General features: G+C 71.3%; 8 protein-coding genes and 2 pseudogenes. 3 read left to right on the top strand and 7 right to left on the bottom strand.

Annotated features, from left to right (window positions below; genetic code table 11):
- Nucleotides 1–217: 217 nt before the first annotated feature.
- Nucleotides 218–1,201, bottom strand: a complete 984-nt coding sequence (locus ABT114_RS37725) for a helix-turn-helix transcriptional regulator (protein WP_351147983.1) — start codon at nucleotides 1,199–1,201, stop codon at nucleotides 218–220.
- Nucleotides 1,202–1,489: 288 nt separating this feature from the next.
- Here ABT114_RS37725 and ABT114_RS37720 point away from each other — a divergent pair, with 288 nt between their 5' ends.
- Together ABT114_RS37720 and ABT114_RS37715 are read left to right on the top strand one after the other, a co-directional pair.
- Nucleotides 1,490–4,843, top strand: coding sequence for a S8 family serine peptidase (locus tag ABT114_RS37720; protein ID WP_351147980.1), 3,354 nt, complete (start codon nucleotides 1,490–1,492; stop codon nucleotides 4,841–4,843).
- Nucleotides 4,844–5,132: 289 nt separating this feature from the next.
- Nucleotides 5,133–8,915, top strand: a complete 3,783-nt coding sequence (locus ABT114_RS37715) for a S8 family serine peptidase (RefSeq protein ID WP_351147978.1) — start codon at nucleotides 5,133–5,135, stop codon at nucleotides 8,913–8,915.
- A gap of 149 nt (nucleotides 8,916–9,064) precedes the next feature.
- Here the strand turns inward: ABT114_RS37715 and ABT114_RS37710 are convergent.
- Nucleotides 9,065–9,197 (bottom strand): annotated as a pseudogene (locus ABT114_RS37710) (STM4011 family radical SAM protein); the annotation flags it as partial.
- Between the two features lie 306 nt (nucleotides 9,198–9,503).
- On the bottom strand, nucleotides 9,504–10,568 hold the full coding sequence (locus ABT114_RS37705) for a helix-turn-helix transcriptional regulator (protein ID WP_351147975.1): 1,065 nt from the start codon (nucleotides 10,566–10,568) through the stop codon (nucleotides 9,504–9,506).
- A gap of 292 nt (nucleotides 10,569–10,860) precedes the next feature.
- On the opposite strand from ABT114_RS37705, the gene ABT114_RS37700 reads away from it, so the two are divergent.
- Nucleotides 10,861–14,871: a S8 family serine peptidase gene (locus tag ABT114_RS37700; protein WP_351147972.1), complete on the top strand. Its 4,011-nt coding sequence runs from the start codon at nucleotides 10,861–10,863 to the stop codon at nucleotides 14,869–14,871.
- A 107-nt stretch (nucleotides 14,872–14,978) separates the two neighbouring features.
- Here the strand turns inward: ABT114_RS37700 and ABT114_RS37695 are convergent, their stop codons facing one another.
- The 4 genes and pseudogenes from ABT114_RS37695 to ABT114_RS37680 all read right to left on the bottom strand — a co-directional run bounded on the left by ABT114_RS37695 (nucleotide 14,979) and on the right by ABT114_RS37680 (nucleotide 21,087).
- A complete protein-coding gene (locus tag ABT114_RS37695) occupies nucleotides 14,979–17,657 on the bottom strand; it encodes a carboxypeptidase regulatory-like domain-containing protein (protein WP_351147969.1) in 2,679 nt (892 codons plus the stop codon).
- 496 nt (nucleotides 17,658–18,153) lie between these two features.
- Nucleotides 18,154–18,936: an ATPase, T2SS/T4P/T4SS family gene (locus ABT114_RS37690; protein WP_351147966.1), complete on the bottom strand. Its 783-nt coding sequence runs from the start codon at nucleotides 18,934–18,936 to the stop codon at nucleotides 18,154–18,156.
- Nucleotides 18,933–20,186: a cytochrome d ubiquinol oxidase subunit II gene (locus tag ABT114_RS37685; protein ID WP_351147963.1), complete on the bottom strand. Its 1,254-nt coding sequence runs from the start codon at nucleotides 20,184–20,186 to the stop codon at nucleotides 18,933–18,935. Before ABT114_RS37685 ends, ABT114_RS37690 begins: the two co-directional genes overlap by 4 nt.
- A pseudogene (locus ABT114_RS37680) lies at nucleotides 20,179–21,087 on the bottom strand (cytochrome ubiquinol oxidase subunit I). The gene ABT114_RS37685 and the pseudogene ABT114_RS37680 overlap by 8 nt, the downstream one beginning before the upstream one ends.
- Between the last annotated feature and the right edge of the window lie 49 nt (nucleotides 21,088–21,136).

Raw genomic sequence — 21,136 nt, 5'->3', positions numbered from 1 at the left:
GGCTCCGGGTCGGCGACAGCCCAGCGGCCTCAGCGACTTTGCGCCGCCGAAAGCGGGCTTCAGGGACATGGCCGGGACGGGATGCGGGGACGTCGCGAGCGTAGGTCCGGGAAATCCGACAGCCATCGGTCATTGGACCCACCCTGTGTCTGTCCTCGTGCGGCCGGGGAGCCGAGCTGCGTCCGTTCGTCAGGTCCGGTCGAGCCCCGCCCGCGCGTCAGATCCAACCCTGTCGCGTCGCCTCCATGGCCAGCTGGAAACGTGTCTGCGCCCCGAAGCGCCGCATGAGCTTGGTGATGTGCCGCTGCACGGTGCGTTCGCTCCACCCCAGGGCCCGGCCCGCCGACTTGTCCGTGGCTCCCGACGACAGCAGCGTCAGGAGCTTTGTCTCCTCCTGGGTCAGCCGGGCCGAGCCGTCGTCGAGGGAGACGGTGGCCGACGGCCGTATCTGCACGCTGCGCTCCCACACCGTCTCGAACAGCGCCACCAGCGCGTCCAGCAGCGGCGAGGGATGGATGACGTACGAGGCGGTCACCGTGTCGTCGCCCGGCCGCAGCAGCGGGAGCATGGCCACCCGGTCGTCGGAGATCGCCAGCTTTGTCGGCAGGCCGGTGGCGATCCGGGCCTGTTCGCCCAGGCGGATCCCTGTGGTGACGTCGTCCAGCCAACCCGGCAGTTCCAGCACCGAGCTGTCGTAGATCACGCGGTACTTGACGCCGCGTCTGAGCAACTCCAGCTCGATGCCGTTGGGTTCGGAGTGGCCGGCCGCCGCGGCATACGGCGGGCTGTCGAAGCCCCGCATTTGGGTGCGCGAGGCCCGCTGCATCTCCACCCAGTTCCGGTTGACGTCGTCCCGTCCGGAGATGACCTCGACGAGCTGGTCGGGCTGTGCGAAGCGGCTGCCGGCGCGATACGCGGCCATCAGGGCGGAGAGATGGGAGCGGACACCGTCCAACGCCCGCTCCCGCTCACGCAGTACGGCCTCAAGACCGCTGTCCGGCGACACCGCCACGTAGGTGACGGGCCGGCCGGGCACGTTCAGCACGAGACCCAGCTCCACCAGGGTCCGCAGCGAGCGGCCCGTCGCCTGTGCGGAAAGGCCGCAGTCGGCGGCGAGTTCGGCCCTCGTGGCCCGCGACCGCCGGATCAGGGCGTCGTAGACGGCCTCGTCACGCTTGTCCAGGCCGATCGGTTCCAGCACGGCACATCACCTCTCCTCGCGTCGCACATGTCTCCCTGCGTGCCGCATCCCTGTCATTTTCCCGTCAACTGACGTGAAGTCGCCTCCGGTTGATCTTGTCAGGAGCTCGAAGCGGATGTCAGCGTTCGAACGGATACGTGATCGGCCCGAAACCCCGACGTGAACACACGTCGCAGAAGGAGTGCCCTTATGCCGCTCCCGGCTCGTCCGCCGCGCGGGCAACACCGTTACAGACGGATGTTGTCCGCCCTGGGCATATGCGCCACCGTGCTGACAGCCACCCCTGCAATGGCGCAGGGCACCCCCGACCCCGCTGACCCGTCCCTGCCGGCGGCCGCGGAAGCGAAGATCGACCCCAGCCTGCTGAAGCGGATGAACGCCGCCGAGGCACGCGGCGACGGACGCGTCGAAGCGGCCGTCGTCCTCCGCCAGACCACCGCGGCCCCGGACCCCGGTGGCACCCCCGCCGAGGTGCGCGACGAACTGACCGACGCCGCCGAGTCGGTGCAGGAGCCGGTCGTGGACCTCGTCGAGGCCCAGGACGACCAGGTGCTCAACACGTTCTGGCTGAAGAACATGGTGCTGGTCAAGGCCACGCCCGACACCCTCGGCCGGCTCGCGGGGCTAGCCCTCGTCGACCACATCATCCCCAACTTCACCGTCCAGGCGCCGCCCGCCGAGACCGTGGAGAAGAGCGCCTCGGCCGTCGCCGCCGCCACCGAGCAGCCGACCACCTGGGGCCTGGCCAGGATCGGCGCCGACAAGGTGCACAGCGAGCGGAACCTCACCGGTGACGGTGTCCGTGTCGCCGTGCTCGACACCGGCATCGACGCGAGCCACCCCGACCTGGCGGGCAAGCTGACCGGCGACGACCCCGACGACCCGACCCACCCCGGCGGCTGGATCGAGTTCGACGAGGACGGAAAGCCCGTACCCCACTCCGAACCGCACGACACCAGCTACCACGGCACCCATGTCGCGGGCACCATCGCCGGCGGCGCCGCCTCCGGCACCCAGATCGGTGTCGCCCCCGACGTCGACCTGATGGGCGCGGTCGTCATCCCCGGCGGCAGCGGCAACCTGGCGCAGGTGCTCGCCGGCATGCAGTGGGCCGTCGCCCCGTACGCGGCCGACGGCACCCCCGCCGGGAAGCCCGCGGACGTCGTCAGCATGTCGCTCGGAGCCGACGGCTACGCCGACGAGTTCATCGAGCCCACCCGCAACATCCTGCGCGCCGGCGCCTTCCCGTCCTTCGCCATCGGCAACGAGTGCCTCGACGGCTCGGCGAGCCCGGGCAACGTCTACGACGCCGTGTCGATCGGCGCCACCGACGAGGACGACAACGTCCCCGAGTTCTCCTGCGGCGAGGTCGTCGAGAAGAGCAGTTGGGACGCCCCGCCCGCCGACTGGCCCGACAGCTGGGTCGTGCCGGACGTCTCCGCGCCCGGCGTCAATGTCCTGTCGGCGCTGCCCGGCGGCGAATACGGCTTCCTCGCCGGCACCTCGATGGCCACCCCGCACGTCTCCGGCACAGTCGCCCTCATGCTCCAGGCCGAGCCGGACCTCTCCCCCGAGGAGGCCCTGTCCATCCTCACCGGCACCTCCTTCTTCGACGACCGCTACGGCGCGCGCCCCAACTCCCGCCACGGATACGGCCGTATCGACGCCTACGCGGCGGTGGCGGAGGCGTCCCTGCGCAGCGGCGTGCGAGGCACGGTCACCGACGGAAAGTCCGGCAAGCCGCTCGCGGGCGTCACGGTGACCCGCACCGACACCGGCCGTGCGGTGACCACCGACGCACAGGGCCACTTCTCGATCCGGCTCGCACCCGGCACCCACGAACTGAAGCTGTCCCGCTTCGGATACGTGACCACCACGACCCGGCAGCGGGTCGTCGCCGACCGCTACACCGACGTGAACCCGCGCCTGGCCCGCACCCGCTGGGGCACCATCAGCGGCACGGTGACCTACGGGCCCACCGAATCGACGGTGCCCGGCACGACCGTCGCCGTTCTGGACGTCCCCGACGAGCTGACCGCCGTGACGGACCGCAACGGCCGCTACACCATCCACGACGTGCCCGTCGGCACCTACGGCGTCCGGGCCACCGCATCCGGCATCTCCCGGTCCACGCCGCTGAACGTGACCGTGGGCGGCCGGTCCGCTGCCGTCAAGCACGCCGACCTGGAGTTGCCACGCCCCTCCGCCACCGACCGCGCCTCCCTCACGGCTCAGGGCGGCCAACTCGACGGCGACGCCTGGTGGCCCGACGTGAACGACGACGGCCAGGTCGTCGCCTTCGCGAGCCCGGCCACCAACCTCGTGCCCGGCGACACCAACGGCGCGCTCGACATCTTCGTCTCCGACCGGGAGGCGGGTGCCGTCGAAAGGGTGTCGGTCGCCTCCGACGGCACCCAGGGAGACGACTTCTCGCTGAGCCCGTCCCTGAGCGGCGACGGCCGCTACGTCGGGTTCAACAGCGGTGCCGGCAACCTGGTGCCCGGCGACACCAACGGGCAGACGGACTCCTTCGTCCACGACCGGTCGACCGGCACCACGGAAGTGGTGTCGGTGGCCTCCGACGGCACCCGCGCCAACGGCCTGTCGTCGGCGCCCTCGCTCAGTGGCGACGGACGCTACGCCGCCTTCATCAGCGACGCCGACAACCTGGTGCCCGGCGACACCAACAAGGCCACCGACGTCTTCCTGCACGACCGGCAGACCGGCGAGACGGTCCTCGTCTCGCAGAACTTGGACGGCGCCCCGGCGGCCGGCAACTCCCGTGAACCGTCGATCAGTTCGGACGGCCGGTACATCGCCTTCCAGAGCTCGGCGGGCGACCTCGTGCCCGGCGACACCGACGGCGCCCTCGACGTCTTCGTCCACGACCGGGTGACGGGCACCACCACCCTGGTCGGCCCCGAGGGCGAGAACACCGGACCGTGCATCAGCGGCGACGGACAGGTGGTCGCCTTCACCCACGGCTGGCAGCTCTACGTCAGCGATCTGAAGACGGGGAAGAACGAACAGATCTCCGTCACCGGCAGCGGTGAGACGGCCGACGACTGGGCCTTCGCGCCTTCCCTCAGCGAGGACGGCACGAAGGTCGCCTTCTACAGCTACGCGGCCAACCTCAGCGCGGGCGACACCAACGGCCGGCCGGACGTCTTCGTGCGCGACCGGACCGCCGGCACCACGACCCGGATCTCGGGCGGTCTGGAGGACACCGAGGGCGACGGGTTCTCGGACCTCCCGTCCCTCAGCGGCGACGGCCGCACCGTCGCCTTCGAGAGCACCTCGGCCAACCTCGTGGACCAGGACACCAACCGTCACTCGGACGTCTTCGTCCACGACCTGGTCTCCGGCCCCGAACCGCTCTTCGCGCTGAGCGACCTGACGGTGACCCCGTCCCGGGCGCGGCCCGGAGCACCGGTCCGGGTGACGGCACACGTCAAGAACGTCGGCGAGGTGAAGGGGACGTACGAGGCCGAACTGACGGTGGCGGGGGAGCCCGAGCAACAGCGCTCCGTCACGGTCGGCGAGGACCGGGACGCCCTGGTGAGCTTCACCGTGCGCCGCGATGCCGCCGGCACCTACAGCCTGCGACTCGGGCCGCTCACTGGGCAGTTCACGGTGAGATAGCCCTCGTGGCAGGGGACGGTCGCTCCCGCACCGGGGAACCGGCCGGTCCCCACGGGGATCGGCGGTCCCGCCGCCGGCCCACCCGGCCGGCGGCGGGACCGCGGGTGGAGGCGCCCCGCGAGCGCCGGTCCCGGCCCTCGCAAGGCGCCTCCTCCAACGAGCACCACTGGCACCACCGGTAAGCAAGTCGACAACCCGATGCCCCTTCCTGCGGCGCCCGCCGCGAGCCCAGACCCCGGGGACGCATGTGTCCGTGGGCCCGCAGGACCCTCCGAGTCAAGGGAATCCGTTGACACACCATTCCTCCGGCAGAGGACGGCGCCTGCTCGTATCGGCGGCCGCTCTCCTGGTCACCGCGGCGACCCCGCAACTGGCCGCGTCCGCCGACACCAGGACCACCCCCGGCGCGGCATCCGCCGCGCATTTCGACAACGTTGCCAGACCGTCCGGGGCCACCCCGTCCGTGGTGACCCTGGTGACCGGCGACAAGGTCACCGTCACCCCCGGCGCGGACGGCGCCCCCGACAACATCGCCGTGCGCGGCCCCGACGGGCAGACCACCGGGGCACGCGTCATGACCGTGGGCGGCGACACCTACGTCTATCCCGACTCGGCCCGCGCCTACCTGGCTGCCGGCACCCTGGACAAGCAGCTGTTCGACGTGACCCGGCTGGTGGCCGACGGCTACGACGACGCCCACCTCGACCGGCTCCCGCTGATCGTCACGTACGAGGGCAAGAAGGCGGGCGCGGCCACCCTCGGCCGCCGGGCCGACGTGCTGCCCGGCGACGTCACCGGCATACGCCCGCTCACCAGCGTCAACGGCGTCGCGCTCGCCGCGGACCGCCAGGACACCGGCGCCCTGTGGTCCGGGCTGACCGGCACCGAACCGGACTCCGCCGGGGCGGGCGCCGCCGCGGCGGACCCCACCGCCGAGTTCACGGGCGGCGTTGCCAAGGTGTGGCTCGACGGCAGGGCCGAGGCCACGCTCAGCGACTCGGTCGCCCAGATCGGCGCCCCCGAGGTCTGGTCCGGCGGCAACACCGGCGAGGGCGTGGACGTGGCCGTCCTCGACACCGGCTACGACCCGGACCACCCCGATCTGAAGGACGCCGTCGAGGACAGCGACAGCTTCGTGCCCGGCGAGGACGTCACCGACCGCCACGGCCACGGCACCCATGTCGCCTCCACCATCGCGGGCAGCGGCGCCGCTTCCGACGGCAAGGAGAAGGGCGTCGCGCCCGGCGTCGACCTGCACATCGGCAAGGTTCTCAGCGACGAGGGCTACGGATACGACTCCTGGATCCTGGCCGGCATGGAATGGGCGGCGCGCGACGAGCACGCCCGGGTCATCAGCATGAGCCTCGGCGAGAGCAGGAACGCCGACGGCGAGACCGTACTCGCCCAGGCCGTGGACGAGCTGAGCGCGGAGACCGGCGCCCTGTTCACCATCGCGGCCGGCAACGACGGCCCGTACACGCAGACCGTCCGCTCGCCCGGCACCGCCGACGCGGCCCTGACCGTCGGAGCCGTCGACTCCACGGACGCCATCGCGGAGTTCTCCAGCCGGGGCCCGCGCTACGGTGACGACGCGCTCAAGCCGGAGATCACCGCACCCGGCGTCGGCATCCTGGCCGCCCGGTCCCAGTACGCGGCCGAGGGAACCGGCTCCTATCTGTCCATGAGCGGCACCTCCATGGCCACCCCGCACGTGGCCGGCGCCGCCGCCCTGGTGGCCGCCGCACACCCGGACTGGACGGGTAGCCAGATCAAGGACGCCCTGGTCAGCACGGTGCACCCGACGCCGTACATCGGCGTTGACGACGGCGGCAACGGCCGGGTCGGCGCCGCCGCGGCGGCCACCGCCACCCTCACCGCCACGGCGAAGGCGGACGCCGGGATCCACTCGCCCGGCGAGGACGAGGGCACCGTCGACAAGACCGTCACCTGGACCAACACCGGCGACCGGGCCGTCACCGTCGACCTGGCGGTGGACGCGCCCGGCGTCCCGGCCGGTGTCTTCACCATCTCCCAGGACCGGCTCGACGTCCCCGCGCACGGCACCGCGAGCGTCACCGTCACCACCGACCTCACCCAGGCCGGCGAGGCGCAGCGCTGGACCGGCCGGCTGACCGCGACCGCCGACGGCAGCGTGCGCACCCGCACCCTGCTCGGCGTCAGCACCCGCCAGCGGCTCTTCCACGTCAGCACCAAGGTCACCGGACGCTCGGGCGAACTCACCGACGGCACCCTCACCTTCTACCGCAAGGGCGACGAGTACGCGGGCTTCTACCGGTACGGCAACGGCGGTACCGAGGAACTCCTGCCGCCCGGCACCTACACCGTCTACGCCGACTTCCGGGTCGAGGGCACCCACGGCCCGGCCTCGGCCGGCTACGCGCGGCTGGTCCTGCCGGAGGTGGACATCACCGGCGACACCGACCTGGTGCTCGACGGCACCAAGCTACGCCAGGTCACCGCGGTCACACCGAAGAAGACGGAGACCTTCGCCACCCGCCTCGACTACCACCGCGCGTTCGGCGACGGCAGCTCGGTGACCGACAGCGTCCTGGTCGGCGACGGCTACGACAGCCTGTGGACGGCACCCGCGGCGCCCGGCGACGACGGCGAGCAGTACCTCACGGTCCGCTGGCGCGACCAGGAGCCGCTGCTGACCGTCACGGCCGGCGTGCAGGACTTCGACGACCTGTGGATCATGCCCGGCTCCACCAAGCTGCCCGAGGGCGAGTACGGCCTCGACCTCATCCACCCCGGCGACGGTCTGGCGGCCGACTACAAGGGCGTCGACGCCGCGGGCAAGGCCGCCGTGGTGCGCTGGGACTCCAGCGACGAGGACAGCTCGGACGACCGGATCAGGGCCGCGCAGGCGGCGGGCGTGAAGCTGCTGCTGTTTGTCAACGACCTCGACGGACGGCTGCGCGAAGCGATCATCAAGTCGACCATCGAGGTCGTCGGCCTGTCCCGCACCGAGGGCGAGAAGCTCATCTCCCGGGTGGACGCGAGCAGTTCGGGCAGCGTGCCCCTGACCGCAGCCTCGCGCCCCGACACCGACTACCTGTACGACATGGTCCACACCTGGAAGGGACGCATCCCCGCCGACCTCACCTACGCCCCCGAGGAGCGCCAACTCGCCCGCGTGGAAGAGAACTTCACCAACCCGGGCGGCCGTGAGGTCTACGAGTACCGCTACGACGTCCACCCGTGGACGGCGTACAACGTGGAGATCGGCCGGCTGAGCACGGCGGGCACCCACCGCACCGACTACGTCAGCACCGACAACAGCTTCTCCTGGTCCGAGGAGACGCTGCTGTTCCCGCTGGCGTACAGCACGTCCGGCCCGGTCCGGTACCCGGCGGGCAGGACAACGGACGTGAACTGGTTCGGCCCGGTGATCCGGCCGCGGCTCAACAACAGCGTCCAGGCGCCTGAGCGCACCGGCGACCGGATCGAGGTCAGCATCCCGGCCTGGGGCGACTCCGGCGGCAACCATGCCAACTCCGCACCGTTCGGCAGCGCCCACAGCACCGGCAAGACCGAGCTGTACCGGGACGGCACCCTGCTGGCCACCGGCTCCAGCTATCTGTCGGCGGCGGTGCCCGCCGCCAAGGGCAGCTACCGGCTGGTGTTCTCGGCGAGCCGGGACGCCACGGCCGAGTTCCCGTACTCGACGTCCACGAGAACGGAGTGGACCTTCGCCTCGGCCATCCCGCGTGGCACGGAGACGGACCAACTCCCGCTGGTACAACTGGACTACGCCCTGCCCACCGACGCCGACGGCAAGGCGGCCCCCGGCGCGACACTGCTGGTCACCCCGCTCCACCTGACGGGCGGCCCGCACACCGCACTGCACACGCGGAAGGTGGAACTCTCCTACGACGACGGTGCCACCTGGACCACGGCCCGCCTCACCGGCCGTGGCGCCGGAAAGGTCAGCACGGTCCTGAAGGCACCTGCCTCGGCCCAGTACGTCACGCTGCGCGTGCGGGCGGAGGACGACCGCGGGAACTCCGTCACGCAGACGGTGGTCCGGGCGGCGGGGATCGGAGGGTGAGGCGCCGCGCAGTGACGCGGCATGACGAGATGACGCCGTGACAAGTTCACCCGGTGGCCCGTGAGGGTCGCCGGGTGAACTCGCCGGCACCGAGAGGCCGCCCACGCGCATCCCGTGGGCGGCCTGCCCGGCATCAGGACCTGACGCAAGCGGACCGGCAGGGATCCGCTCCAGGACCCCGCCGGCGAACACGTCGTACAGCGGCAGCGTCTCCAGGCGGACGTAGCCGATGTGGCGGTCGCAGACGGCCAGCGGGCAGGGGCGGGCGCGCAGGGCCTGGCGCTGCGGCCGCGGAGGGGCGGAGCCATTGCCCGGGAAGGCCAGGCGTCGATCACCACAGTGACCAGAGCGGCCAAGCCTGCCGTAAGGCCGGCCTGTGCCTACTGCCGGCGATGTGGTCGACCGGCATGGTGTTGATCGTCCGAGTTCCCCGAGAACAGGGACGGAGCTGCTGCTCCGGGATCGGCCTTGCACGCGGATGTACGCGCAGAGGGTGCCATCGACAAGGGCGTTGCCGCCCGGCTTGGTTCGACTCCCCACGCGGCGGGAGGTGGCGGGTCCGGTTCGTCAAGCACAGGAGCGCCGGCCTCAGCCGCCTGCCCCGTGCTTCGGTCCCAGCCACCCGCGCCCAGCCGCCCGCAGCGCGATCTGGAAGCGGGTCTTCGCGCCCAGCGCGTTGCCCGCGTCGGTGACGTGCTTCTGCACGGTGCGGCGGCTCACCTTCAGCACCCGGGCGATGGAGTCGTCCTTCAGTCCGGTGGCCATCAGCCGGAGGATCTCACGTGTCCGCTCGTCGACCTGGGGCACGTCCGGGCCACTCGGGCCCTGTGAACCATCCGCGTTGCCGGGGCCGTTCGCCCCGACCGGCACCGGCCAGTCGTCCCGGCTCTCCAACGACACCGGCGTAGCCCCCGCCCACACGCTCTCGAACAGCGCCGCCAACGCCTCCACCAGCGCGGGGGAGTGGACCACCAGCGACCCCGACTCCGGCCGGTCGCTGTGCACCGGCAGCAGCGCCGCCGTCCGGTCGAAGACCACCAGCTTCACCGGCAGCCGCGAGGACAGGCGCAGTTCCCCGCCCTCCGCCGTACCCCGCAGCGCCGTCTCCAGCGAGACCGCGTCGGTGAACCCGTCCGTCTCGTACACCGAACGCAGCCGCACCCCCGCCGCCACGCCCAGTTCGCCCGAGGACACCTCGGCGCCCGTCACGTACGGCGGCTTCGCCAGGTGCAGCACCTCCACCGAACTCTGCTTCAGGAGCTGGGCGTAGCGCGCGGACACCTCCTCCTCATGCCCCAGCACCTCCATCAGGTGCGCCGCCCGGGGGCCCGACATCGCCTCGTACACATCCTGGAGCCGCTCCAAGATCCCTTCGACTGCGGCGAGTTCGGCCCGGCGGCGGGTCAGCAACGCGCCGAGCGACGAGCGCGGCGGACTCGCGGCCCAGCGCACCGGCCGCCCGTCGAGCCGTATCACCAGCAGGGCGCCCTCCAGCTGCCGCAGCGCCTCCTCGGCCTCGCGCGGCGAAATTCCGGCGGCCTCCGCGACCGTGGCCGTGTCCGCCGATGGCACGCCCACCAGGTGCTCGAGCACCCGCCCGCTGGTCGCGTCCAGACCGGCTGCCGCCCATGGGTTGTCCGGGATGACGTTCATGTGGCCTGACACTCCTGTGCGAGGGGCCGGGGCGAGGCCGGTCCGAACCGATGCTGACGCTCAACGGGCTCCGACAGTAGGTCCGTTAGGACGACTCAGCACATGTGGGCAATTGCGCGAACGCGCGCGCCGGCGGTCTTGTTCCGGCCGCCGCGTCCCGGGAGATTGATCACACAACCTGCACCCCACCCGCACGCACTCGCACGACACCCGCACGCCCCACCAGTCCCGAAGACGCGGCTGGACGTCCCCCTTTCTTCCTCCCGCGAAGAACCTTCCTGAAGGGCGTCGCATGTCACCACGCCATCTCAGAGCACCGGTCGCGGTGCTCGCGGCCCTGCTCATCGCCGTCACGGCGGACCCCGCCGCCCGTGCGGCCGGGTCCGCCCGGCCCGGCTCGCAGGCCGTCGCCTCCGCCTCCTCGTCCGCGACCCACAGCATCACCCTCGCCGACGGCTCGATCGTCCGCTGGAGCGACGACGGCACCGGCACACTCACCGCCAAGGACGGCACCACCCGCCTCTTCCCCGTGCCCGGCAGCACAGGCCGCAGCGGGCTCGGCGAGCAGCTCACTCCGTCCGCTGGACTGCTGCAACGAAGAGCCGACGCGGCGAAGTCGACGCCGTATCAGGTCAAGTCGGGCGTCGGTTCGGCCTCCTCCGCCGTCCGCCCCCAGACCATGAACACCGGCGCCGTCGAGCTGCCCGAGCAGGTCCGCTCCGCCATCGACGACCTCGCCCCGGCGGCGGCCGGCGCACGCTCCACCGCGCCTGAAACAGCACCCGAAGCCGCGCCCGACGCCGCCCCCGACGACAACGATGTCGCCGGCGCCCTGCCCACCAACGCGGGCCTGACCACGTCCTTCCAGTCGTACCTCAACGCCGGCGGAGTCAACGCCATTGGCGCCTTCCAGGACACCGCGACCTACCTGAACGCCCTCCCCGGCGCCGGGCAGATCATCACCAACGTCTCCCTCGGCGACCTCACCGACCAGTCCATGGCCGACGCGGGCGACGCGTACGTCAAGCAGTACGGGCCCACCACGATCGTCAAAGACGGCCGGCGCTACCTCGATTACCCGTCCCTGCCGCTGATCCCCACCTACACCAGCGACAACGAGGGCCACCTCGACCCGGCCGGAACCATCGAGGGGCAGGACCCCAACCTCGGCGAAGTCCTCCTCGACTTCTCGATGATGGCCCCGCTGCCGCACGACCGGCAGCGCCCGGGGGCGACCGGCAGCGGCGCCACCGACCTGCTCGGCATCGCCCCCGGCGCCGACTACCGCCTCGTCATCCCCGAGGAGCCGTCCACCACGGGCATCGCCGCCGCCCTGCGCGCCGCCGCCGCCCAGAAGCCCCGGCCCGACGTGATCACCGCGAGCCTGGGCTTCGGCACCGACGGCTCCATCGGCTTCCCGTCGCGCTGGCTGGAGGACGACCCGGAGATACGCGAGACCCTGCGCGAGCTCGTGGACTCGGGCATCGTCGTGGTCGTCTCCTCCAACGACGGCACCCGGCTCGGCCTGCCCGTCTCCGTCGGACCCGACGGCGGCAGCACCCCCACCGAGCGCACCACCAGCGTCAAGTCCGAGACCGGCATCGACGACGTCGCAGCCACCACCGTCCCCTCGAAGGTCCGCGACACGGGCGTGATAGCCGCCGGTGGCAGCACCACCGACGACACCCTGACCTCCGGCGACGTCCGTACCTCGGCCTACCCCACCACCCGCTACAACGGCTCGGCCGGCTACTCCTCCGGCTTCGGCAGCCGTATCGACCTCGCGGCCCCCGGCGACAACCTGCCCTCGCTCATCCACATCCCCAGCGGCACCGGCGTCGTCCTCAGCGGCGGCACCTCGGCCTCCGCCCCGATGATCGCCGCCGCGGCCGCGAACGTCCTGTCGGCCGCCGAGGCCACCGGGCAGAAGCTCACCCCGCGTCAGGTCCGCGACCTGCTCGTCGACACCGGGCGCCCGCTCGCCCAGCCCCCGCAGGCCGACCAGGAACTGACCATGGGCCCGCAGCTCGACGTCACCGCCGCCGTCGAGAAGGTCCTGGCCGAGAAGCACGACATCACCCCCGCCGCGGCCCGGCTCTCGGTCGCGGAACGGCAGTTGATGTCCGTCACACCCACCACCAACTTCGTGGAGGCCACCGACCCGGACGCCATCGACCTGGGCGGACCGCGCGACGACGACGGCAACGGCATCGGCCAGAACGCCGTCTCCCCGATCACCCTCGGCCTCGACCTCACCGGCGCCCGCGAGGGCCTCACCTACCGGCTGCGCGTCGACGGCGGCAAAACCATCCCCGCCACCGGCCCCAGCCTGCGCCTCCTGCCCCGCGAACTGTTCGCCGCCGCCGGGCTGCCGCTCACCTCGAGTGAGTCCCGCAGCCTCAAGGTCACCTTCGAGGCACTCGACCACGGCCGCGTCGTCGCCTCGGCGGGCCGCACACTGACCTTCACCGCCACCGACGGCACCTACAGTCAGCCTCAGGCGCCCACCGCGCCCGGCACCACCCCGCTCGGCAGGTCCGTGACCGTCCACTACGACCTGACCGGCCTGCGCGACACGACCGACCCCGAGTTGGTGCTCTCGTCCGTCGGGCACTGGACGCCGTTCACCACCGCCGACAAGTGGCGCGCCACCTGGAGCACCCCGCTCACCGCGACCAAGGGCACCGTGACCATCCCCGCCACCGCCTTCGAACCGGGCGGCGCGGGCCTCTACGGCGTCGGCATCACCCTGCACGGCGGACAGGTGTACGGCGACTTCCGCGCCCTGACCGTCGGCGCTGACGCGGACCAGCGCCCCGAGGCGCCTCAGCTCGGCCACGGCTCCGCCACCGGGTACTCGACACAACTCACGTACGGGCAGCGCACCTTGACGGTCTCCTGGGACGCGAGCGGCGCGCGGGGCGCGAACGGCGCCGCCATCGAATTCCTCACCCCCGCGCCCACCCTGTACGGCGCGCTCAACACCACCACCAATCAGAACGGCAGCGGACGCGACGACAACGGTGTCGACCACGCCTCCACCCTGTTCCGGGCGCTGCCGTCCGCCAAGGGCCGTACCAGCCTGGATCTGAAGGCGCTCGGCCTGCCGACCGGCCTCCAGTACCCCGTACGGATCATCGCCACCCGGGACGGCAAGCCCGTGGGCCAAGCCTCCCCGACCTCCTTCCTGGAGTACCTCGACGGCGACCTCGTCTCCGGCGTCCTGGAGAACTTCGAGGTCACCGGCGACACGGCGCTGCTCGCCACCGACGTCTTCTCCGAGGACAGCGAGCTCACCGGCGGCGGCGTCACCAGCTACTCGCTGGCCGACGGCAGCCTCGGCTCCGCCGTCGCCACGGATACCGGCACCGGCACGCCGATGATGCGCATGGTGGTCGGCGCCGACGCCACGACCGGCAACACCCTCATCGCACACAGGCCGTACGCGGGAGGCGTCCTTCCGGAGGTCGACCTGCGTGACACGGAGACAGGTGCCGAGGTCAGGACCACCACGCTGGACCCGGAGGCGGGCACCAAGTCCGTCTACTACCAGGGCGGCGCCGTCGACCCCGACCGGCATCGTGCCGTGATCGTCACGTACAACGCGGTCTCCGGCATCGATCAGTTGTGGACCGTCGACATGAAGAGCGGCGAGGTCTCCGAGCCTCTGCCCGTCAACCAGTCGAGCCCCGGCCGTGCCTTCAGCAATGTCTCGGTCGACGCGTCCACCGGCACCTTCTTCGTCGCCACCACCGGTACCCAGGGCCCCTGCCTCAACGCTCGCGTCCCCTATGCCGCCGTCAGCTTCGACCCCGAGGCCCGCACGGTGTCCCCGATGGGCACCATGCCGCAGTGCACCGCGGGCCTGGTGCCCGACGGCAAGGGCGACAAGATCTACGTCGCCGCCGGCCCCGCCACGCCCGACTACAACAGCGGCTCCTTCCCGACCGGCACCTGGCGCGCCGCCGACCAGCACACCCTGGCCACCGGCACCACTGCAGACCTGGGCACCCGAGGCGTGGTCTGGCCCGCGCTCGACACGCGCAACAACGTGGCCGTCGTCGCGCATCTCTACGAGGAGGCCACCACCGGCGACAACAACGCCCTCAGCGAGATCACCGTCGTCGAACCCGACACCGGAAAGGTCCTCGCCCGGCACCCCCTCGCCAATCTCGTCAACACCATGGGAGGCCTCACCAACTTCGAGTCGACCTCCCGCCGAGGGCTCCACCTCGACCCCGAGACCCGCACGGTGTACCTCGTCAATCCGTGGGCGAACGGGTTGCAGCGGATGAGGTACTGACAACACAGCACAGGCAACGGACGGCGCCGCACCCCTTGTGGGGGTGCGGCGCCGCCTTGCGCCCGGGCGCGGGATCGGCATACGGGCGCGGATCAGGGGGCCGAAGATCAGCCGTCCGTTCTCAGCCTGACGTTCTCCGTGATCACCCGGTCGGCCCGCGCCACGACTCCGCGGGTGACCGTGTCGTACCCGGACGCGCCGACGGTCAGGGTGTGCCGGCCCGGGTCGGCCAGGAAGAGCGTGTAGAACCCGTCACCGACGGCCGGGTCGTCCGGGGTGGTGGTGGTGAGGGCTCCGGTGTCCGGAGCGGAGGCGTCCGCGACGGTGGCGCCCACCACGCCCTTGCCGGTGCCCGCATCGCGCACCGTGCCGACGGCGAGTCCGCCGGCGACCGGCAGCATCGTCCGGGCCAGGACGTTCACGTCGTCGATGGCCCAGTAGTAGCCCCAATTCGCAACGAAGTGGAAGCGCAGCTTCACGGAGGACTCGCCGGCGTACTTCTGCAGCGGGACCCGCACGGTCAGCTTCTGCTCACCTCCGCTGACCTTCGGTCCGGCCCAGACGTTCTCCCAGGTGTCGCCATTGTCCGTGCTGGCGTCCACGGTCATGTGCTGGTTGTTGATGTTGGCCAGGTAGGCGGTCTCGAAGGTGAGCTCGGCGGACTGAGCGTCCGACAGGTCGTAGGCGGCGGTGGTCAGATAGCTGTCCTGGTGCGGACCGAAGGGTCCGTTGTCGCTCTCGACCACGGCGAAGGCGCCGCTGCCCCCTGTGTAGTTGCCGCGCTGGATCGGGTCGTCGAACTGCCAGCCGGTGCTGGTGCCCTCGGCGTTCGTCACCGTCCATCCCGTCGGGGCGGCGGTGCTGGAGTCGAAGGGCTCGGTGTGGTCGGTGACCTGCTGGGTGTAGCCGACGGCGGTGGCGGCGTCCGGGTCGGCGGTCAGGGAGACGTCGGCGGTCACGGCGCGGCCGCCCACCGTCACCTCGCGGGTCACGGCCTCGTAGCCGGGCAGCGCGGCGGTGATGTCCAGGGAGTAGTCCGCGTTCTTCGGCAGCAGCATGTCGTACTCACCGGTCGCCGGGTCGGTCCATGCCGCGGCCTCCGGCGAACCCTCGACCGAGAGCCGCGCGTAGAGCGGCCAGCCGTGTCCCGAACCGTCCTTGACCGTCCCCCGGACGTGAACGCGGGGGAGCGGCTGGAGGGTGAAGTCGTGGGTCAGGGTCTGGTCCTCGGCGATCTCCACGGTGATCGGTTCGGTGGTCGTGTAGCCGAACATCTTGACCGTGAGCCCGTCGACCGTGCCGGCCGGCAGGTTGAGGGAGTAGGTGCCGTCCGCGAGGGTCGTCGCGACGTCGGCACCGGATCCGACGGTGGCCCCGGCGACGGGCTTCCCGGTCTTCGCGTCGGTCACGACGCCGGACAGGGTGCCGCTGGGCCCGCTGCGGAAGGCGGCCAGACCGGACGGCGTGCCGAGACCGGTGGGACCGTCGTAACCGGCGCCCGCGGTGCACAGATAGGCGGTCTCGCAGGTGCCGTTGGAACCGGTGGTGATGTCGTTCAGGCCCGCGCCCTGGGACCCGTAGGGATAGGAGTTGGGGTACGTGGCGGGGCGCGGGCTGCCGGCCAGGGCGTAGATGGCGGCGATCAGCGGAGTCGAGGCGCTGGTGCCGCCGTAGCGCATCCAGCCGATGCCCGTCGAGCCGAAGGTGTGGTAGACGGCGAGGTTGTCGGCGACCGCCGAGACGTCGGCCACGCTGCGTCCCGCGCAGCCGGTGTCCTTCTGGAAGTCGGGCTTGGGCTGGTAGGCGGCACATCCGGAGCCCGGCCCGAAGAAGTCCCGCTGCCACACGGTCTCGGACCAGCCACGGGGGCTGTCCGGGTCGGCGACCAGATTCGTGCCGCCCACCGAGGTCACCGTGGAGAGGGTGGAGGGAAAGGCCACCCCGTAGCCGTAGTCACCGCTGGCCGCGACGACAGCGACGCCGGGGTGGTCGTAGTGGCTGCCCCAGGTGGCCGCGTCGGTCGCGAAGTCACCGTCTCTGCCGTAGGAGTTGGAGACGTACTTGGCGCCCATCGAGACGGCCAGGTCCACGCCTGCCCCGAGGTTCTCGAGGCCATCGTTGTCCGTCTCCACGAGCAGGATCTTCGCGTTCGGCGCCGCGGCGGACACCATGTCGAGGTCGAGGGCTATCTCGCCCGCCCAGCCCTCGCTGGTCGTCGGGTAGTTGGTGCCGCCACGCTGGTCGACCTTCTTGAAGCAGCCGTTCTCCGTGGTGCACGGCGGCAGCCCGTACTGGCTGCGGTAGACGGCCAGGTCCGCCTCGGCGTTGGGGTTGTCATAGGCATCGACGATGGCGATGGTCTGCCCGGAACCGCCGTCCGAGGGCAGGCTGTAGGCGCTCTGGATGTCCTGCGGGCCGAGCCCGTCCGGTGTCTGCGCCGCGCTCAGCCGCATCACGGGCGTTTCGTCGGTGGCGCGCATCGCGTAGCAGCGGGCATGGCCCTTGGCGGGGGCGCCGCAGACGGGTTCGAGGTCGGCCGCCGGTTCGTCGGTAGCGGGTTCGTCGGAGGTGGGTACGGCGGCGGTGCCGGGCTCCGTGGCCAGTCGCGTCGGCGCGGTGGCGGTGGCTGTGGTGGCGGCGGTGGGACCGGAGCCGGCCGGGGTCTCGGCCTGGGCGGCGGGCTGGACGCCGACGAGTGCCAGGGCTGTGAGGCCCAGGACCGCGGCGCCGCGGCGGAGTGCGCGGGGAACGTGGGGTGTGCCCCCGACGCGCTTGACTATTCTCACGCATCACCTGTCATGACGGGCCCTCAATTCGGGCGAATGGAAAAGAGAATGGATCGTCCATGCATTTGCGTGGACGATCCATTAGCCGCCGGAGTTCGATCGGGTGTCAACGATTTCTTTGTTAAGTGTGCATTTCGCGCCGGTGCTTCCGACGTCCCTGGTGGCGGTGCTGCTTCTCATTTGCGCAGCCTCACGAATGTCCTGCTGATCACGCTTGCCGGGGCTGTTCGGTGCGCCGCAGAATGAGAGCAGAGCGGATGTGTCCGGTGTCGGGACGCAATTTCGTCCGGCCGGGCCCGGATATACTCAATCTTTTCTTTCCCGGTGTCCTGGAAGGCTTTTCGTTGACCTATTCGATCTCCCCCTGGAGCCAGGCCTGTTCGGCCGTTCGAGGAAGCGGGCGTGGGCGGCTCGTCGGGCAGCCGGACCAGGCAGACGAGGCGAGCAAGACGTCGTCATCTCGGCCACCGGGACCCAGCCCAGACCTGACGGAGTCCTACTGGCCCCGAACTCTCGGTGGCTGTCGGGAACTTGACTGCAGCCGTAGTGTGCCGGTGGGGGTGAAGGGAAGCAGTTCGTGGTGCCGTTCCGGCAGGGCGATCACCAGCGCGCTGTCCGGCAGGGCGCGGCGGACACCCGTCAGCATCCGCACCGCGGTGTGGTCGTCGAGGCCGGCCGTCGGTTCGTCGAGCAGGAGAACCGAGGGGGCCCGGAGCACCGCTCTCGCGATCACCAGGCGGCGTCGCTGGCCCTGTGAGAGCGCACTGCCCAGCGGGCCCGTCGGGGTGTGGAGGGGAATCTGCTCCAAGGCCGCGGCCGCCAGCGCGGCCCGGAGCGTGTCGTCGTTCGCGCCGGGGGCGGCCTGCCGGAGGTTCTCGGCGACGGTCGCGTCCGCGATCCAGTCTTCCGCCTCAACGAGGGTGAGCGTATCGGCGATCGTACGGGCGGGCAGGGACTCGACGGGCACGCCGCCGAGCAGCACCGACCCGGGGGCGGCTGTGGTGATGCGTCCCGCCAGAGTCTCCAGCAGGGTGCTCTTGCCACTGCCGTTGGGCCCGGTGACCAGGATGACGCTGTGCGGGTCGATCACCGTAGACCAAAGGGTGCTGTCGTCGCCGACACCCACGGCATGGCCCACGGCCGCCAGTCCCCGCAGAGTGCCGGCTTGCCGGAACGCGGGTTCGCCGACCGCCGCCCATGCGGTGAGGAGCCTGGCTGTCCGCTGCTGCCCTTCGTCGTCCCGGCCGAGCCGGGCGAGCTGGTCGGAGATGTCGTTCACTTTTCGGCTGCCCGGAGGTCGAATTCGCCGGCGGCCGCGGAGCGGCGGTCGGATCGGATCCACACGGCGAGTGCGGTCACGCAGCACACCGCGACCCCAGCCGGGGCGATCCACACGCGGACGCCACCGAAGACGTCCTGCGAGAGGGCGGCTACCGCGACGGCCAGGAGCGTCAGGAGCACGCGCCGGGCGACAACGGCCGCCCACGGACCGTCACCCGCGGTCGGTGAAGCCGCCGCGGGCCGCTCCGCAGCAGCCGATGTGTCGGATGGGCCGGCCGCGTCGGTGTGGGCCGGTGGCTGGGCGAACTTCCCGCGGAAGACCCACCACGCGTAGACGTTGTAGGCCAGGACGACCGGCATGCACCCGCCCACTCCGATGAGCAGGAACAGCTGCGACCCGTGCGGGCCGGCCGCGGCGTGCACGGTCAGGTCGGGAGGGACGACGACGGGTGCGGTGACGGCGACGAGCGCGAGAAGGCCCGCGGCCTCCGCACCGGCCACGGCGGCGAAAGGACGCCAGTCCGGTCGGCGGCCGAAGCCGTACCAGGCGATCGCCCCGCAGACGACGGTCACCGCCACTGCGAGGCCGAACAGGGCCGCGCGGAGCGGCTGGTCGAAACGCAGGTGCTGTGGGTCGGCGAGTCGGAGCCCGAATCCCAGGACGACGGAGGCCACCGCGACCCCCACGAGCAGTGGTCGGCCCACTCGACCCGCCCGGTCGTGGGCTGTACCCGTGGTCTTGTCCTGCAGCCATGCGGCACCTGCCAGCAGGTGGACGGCCGCGAGCCCCAGGGCGCACAGCACGCTGTAGGGCGTCAGCCAGTCCCAGGAGCCGCCGGTGAACACCCCGTCGCGGTGGGGCAGTCCGGACAGCATGGCCCCGGCCACGAGCCCCTGGCACAAAGTGGCCACCAGTGAGGAGATCCCGAACACGAGCCCCCAACCGCGCCGGTAGCCGGAGGCGGCGCTCTGCAGCTCGATGGCCGTGCCGCGCAGCACGATGGCGAGCAGCATGCCTATGAGCGGCAGATAGACACCGGGCAGGCCCGCCCACAGCGCCACGCCCGCCAGGATGAGCCAGCTCTCGTTGGCGTCCCAGGCGGTGGCGATCAGCTCGTTGTACTCCTTGCGCCGCTGGTCGCTGCGATCGAACAGGCTCAGGATGCCGATGCCGAGGTCGTAGCCGTCGAGCAGCAGATAGGCACCGAGTGCGAGCAGGACCAAGGCGTATGACGCGTACTCAAGCATGGCTGACCTCCGAGGGGTGGACGGTGGTGCCGTCGTCGGTCACCAGGTGCTCGGGGCCGGTCCGCACCGTGCGGACGATGTAGCGGATCCACAGCCCGAGCAGCAGCGCGTAGACGGCGACGAAGCCGGTGAGGCCGGCGATCGCCGCGCCGACGGAGAGCTGGGAGACGGCGTCACTGGAGCGGATCAGCCCGTAGACGACTCAGGGCTGCCGGCCGGTCTCCGCGGTGATCCAGCCGCCGCTGATGGCCACCACACCGGCGGGGGCCATCCAGACCATGAGCCGGTGGAACCGACGGGCCGTGTACAGCTTGCCGCGCAGCCGCAACACCACTCCGGCGAAGGCCATGCCGAACATCACCAGAGCGGTGAAGTACATCGCCCGGAAGCCGTAGAAGGCGGACCACATGTTGGGGCGCTCGTCCTTCGGCGTCTGCAGCAGCCCAGGGACGTTCGCCTTGCCGGACAGATCCTTGCCGATGACGGCGCCCAGGTGCGGTATCTCGGCATGGAACTCGTTCCTGCCCTTGTCCGAGTTGGGCACCACGAGCAGGTTGTAGCCGTTGTTGTCGGTCTTCCAGTTGCCCTCGAAGGCCTGCAGCTTCGCCGGCTGGTGTGCACCCATGAAAACGGCGGTGGCGTCCCCCATGTACAGCTGCACGGGCATCAGGACGGCCAGCACCCCCAGGGCGATGGACAGAGTGCGGCGTGCGAAGGGCAGCGCACGCCGCTTGACCAGATACCAGGCGGCGATCCCGCCGATGAACCAACTGGCGCTGATCAGCACCGCGAGCAGAATGTGCGGGTACCGGTAGGAGAACGCCGGGTTGAACAGCACGTGCCACCAGTCGTTCGCCCGGAACTGGCCGTCGACCTCGGTGAACCCCACGGGGTCCTGCATCCAACTGTTGGCGGACAGGATCCAGGTGGTGGACAGCAGGGTGCCGACG

Origin of the sequence: Streptomyces sp. NPDC002088, from assembly GCF_040296605.1 — a bacterium.
Lineage (GTDB): Bacteria > Actinomycetota > Actinomycetes > Streptomycetales > Streptomycetaceae > Streptomyces.
The sequence above is the reverse complement of the archived record's forward strand: the minus strand, read 5'-3'. Positions and strand labels throughout refer to the sequence as shown.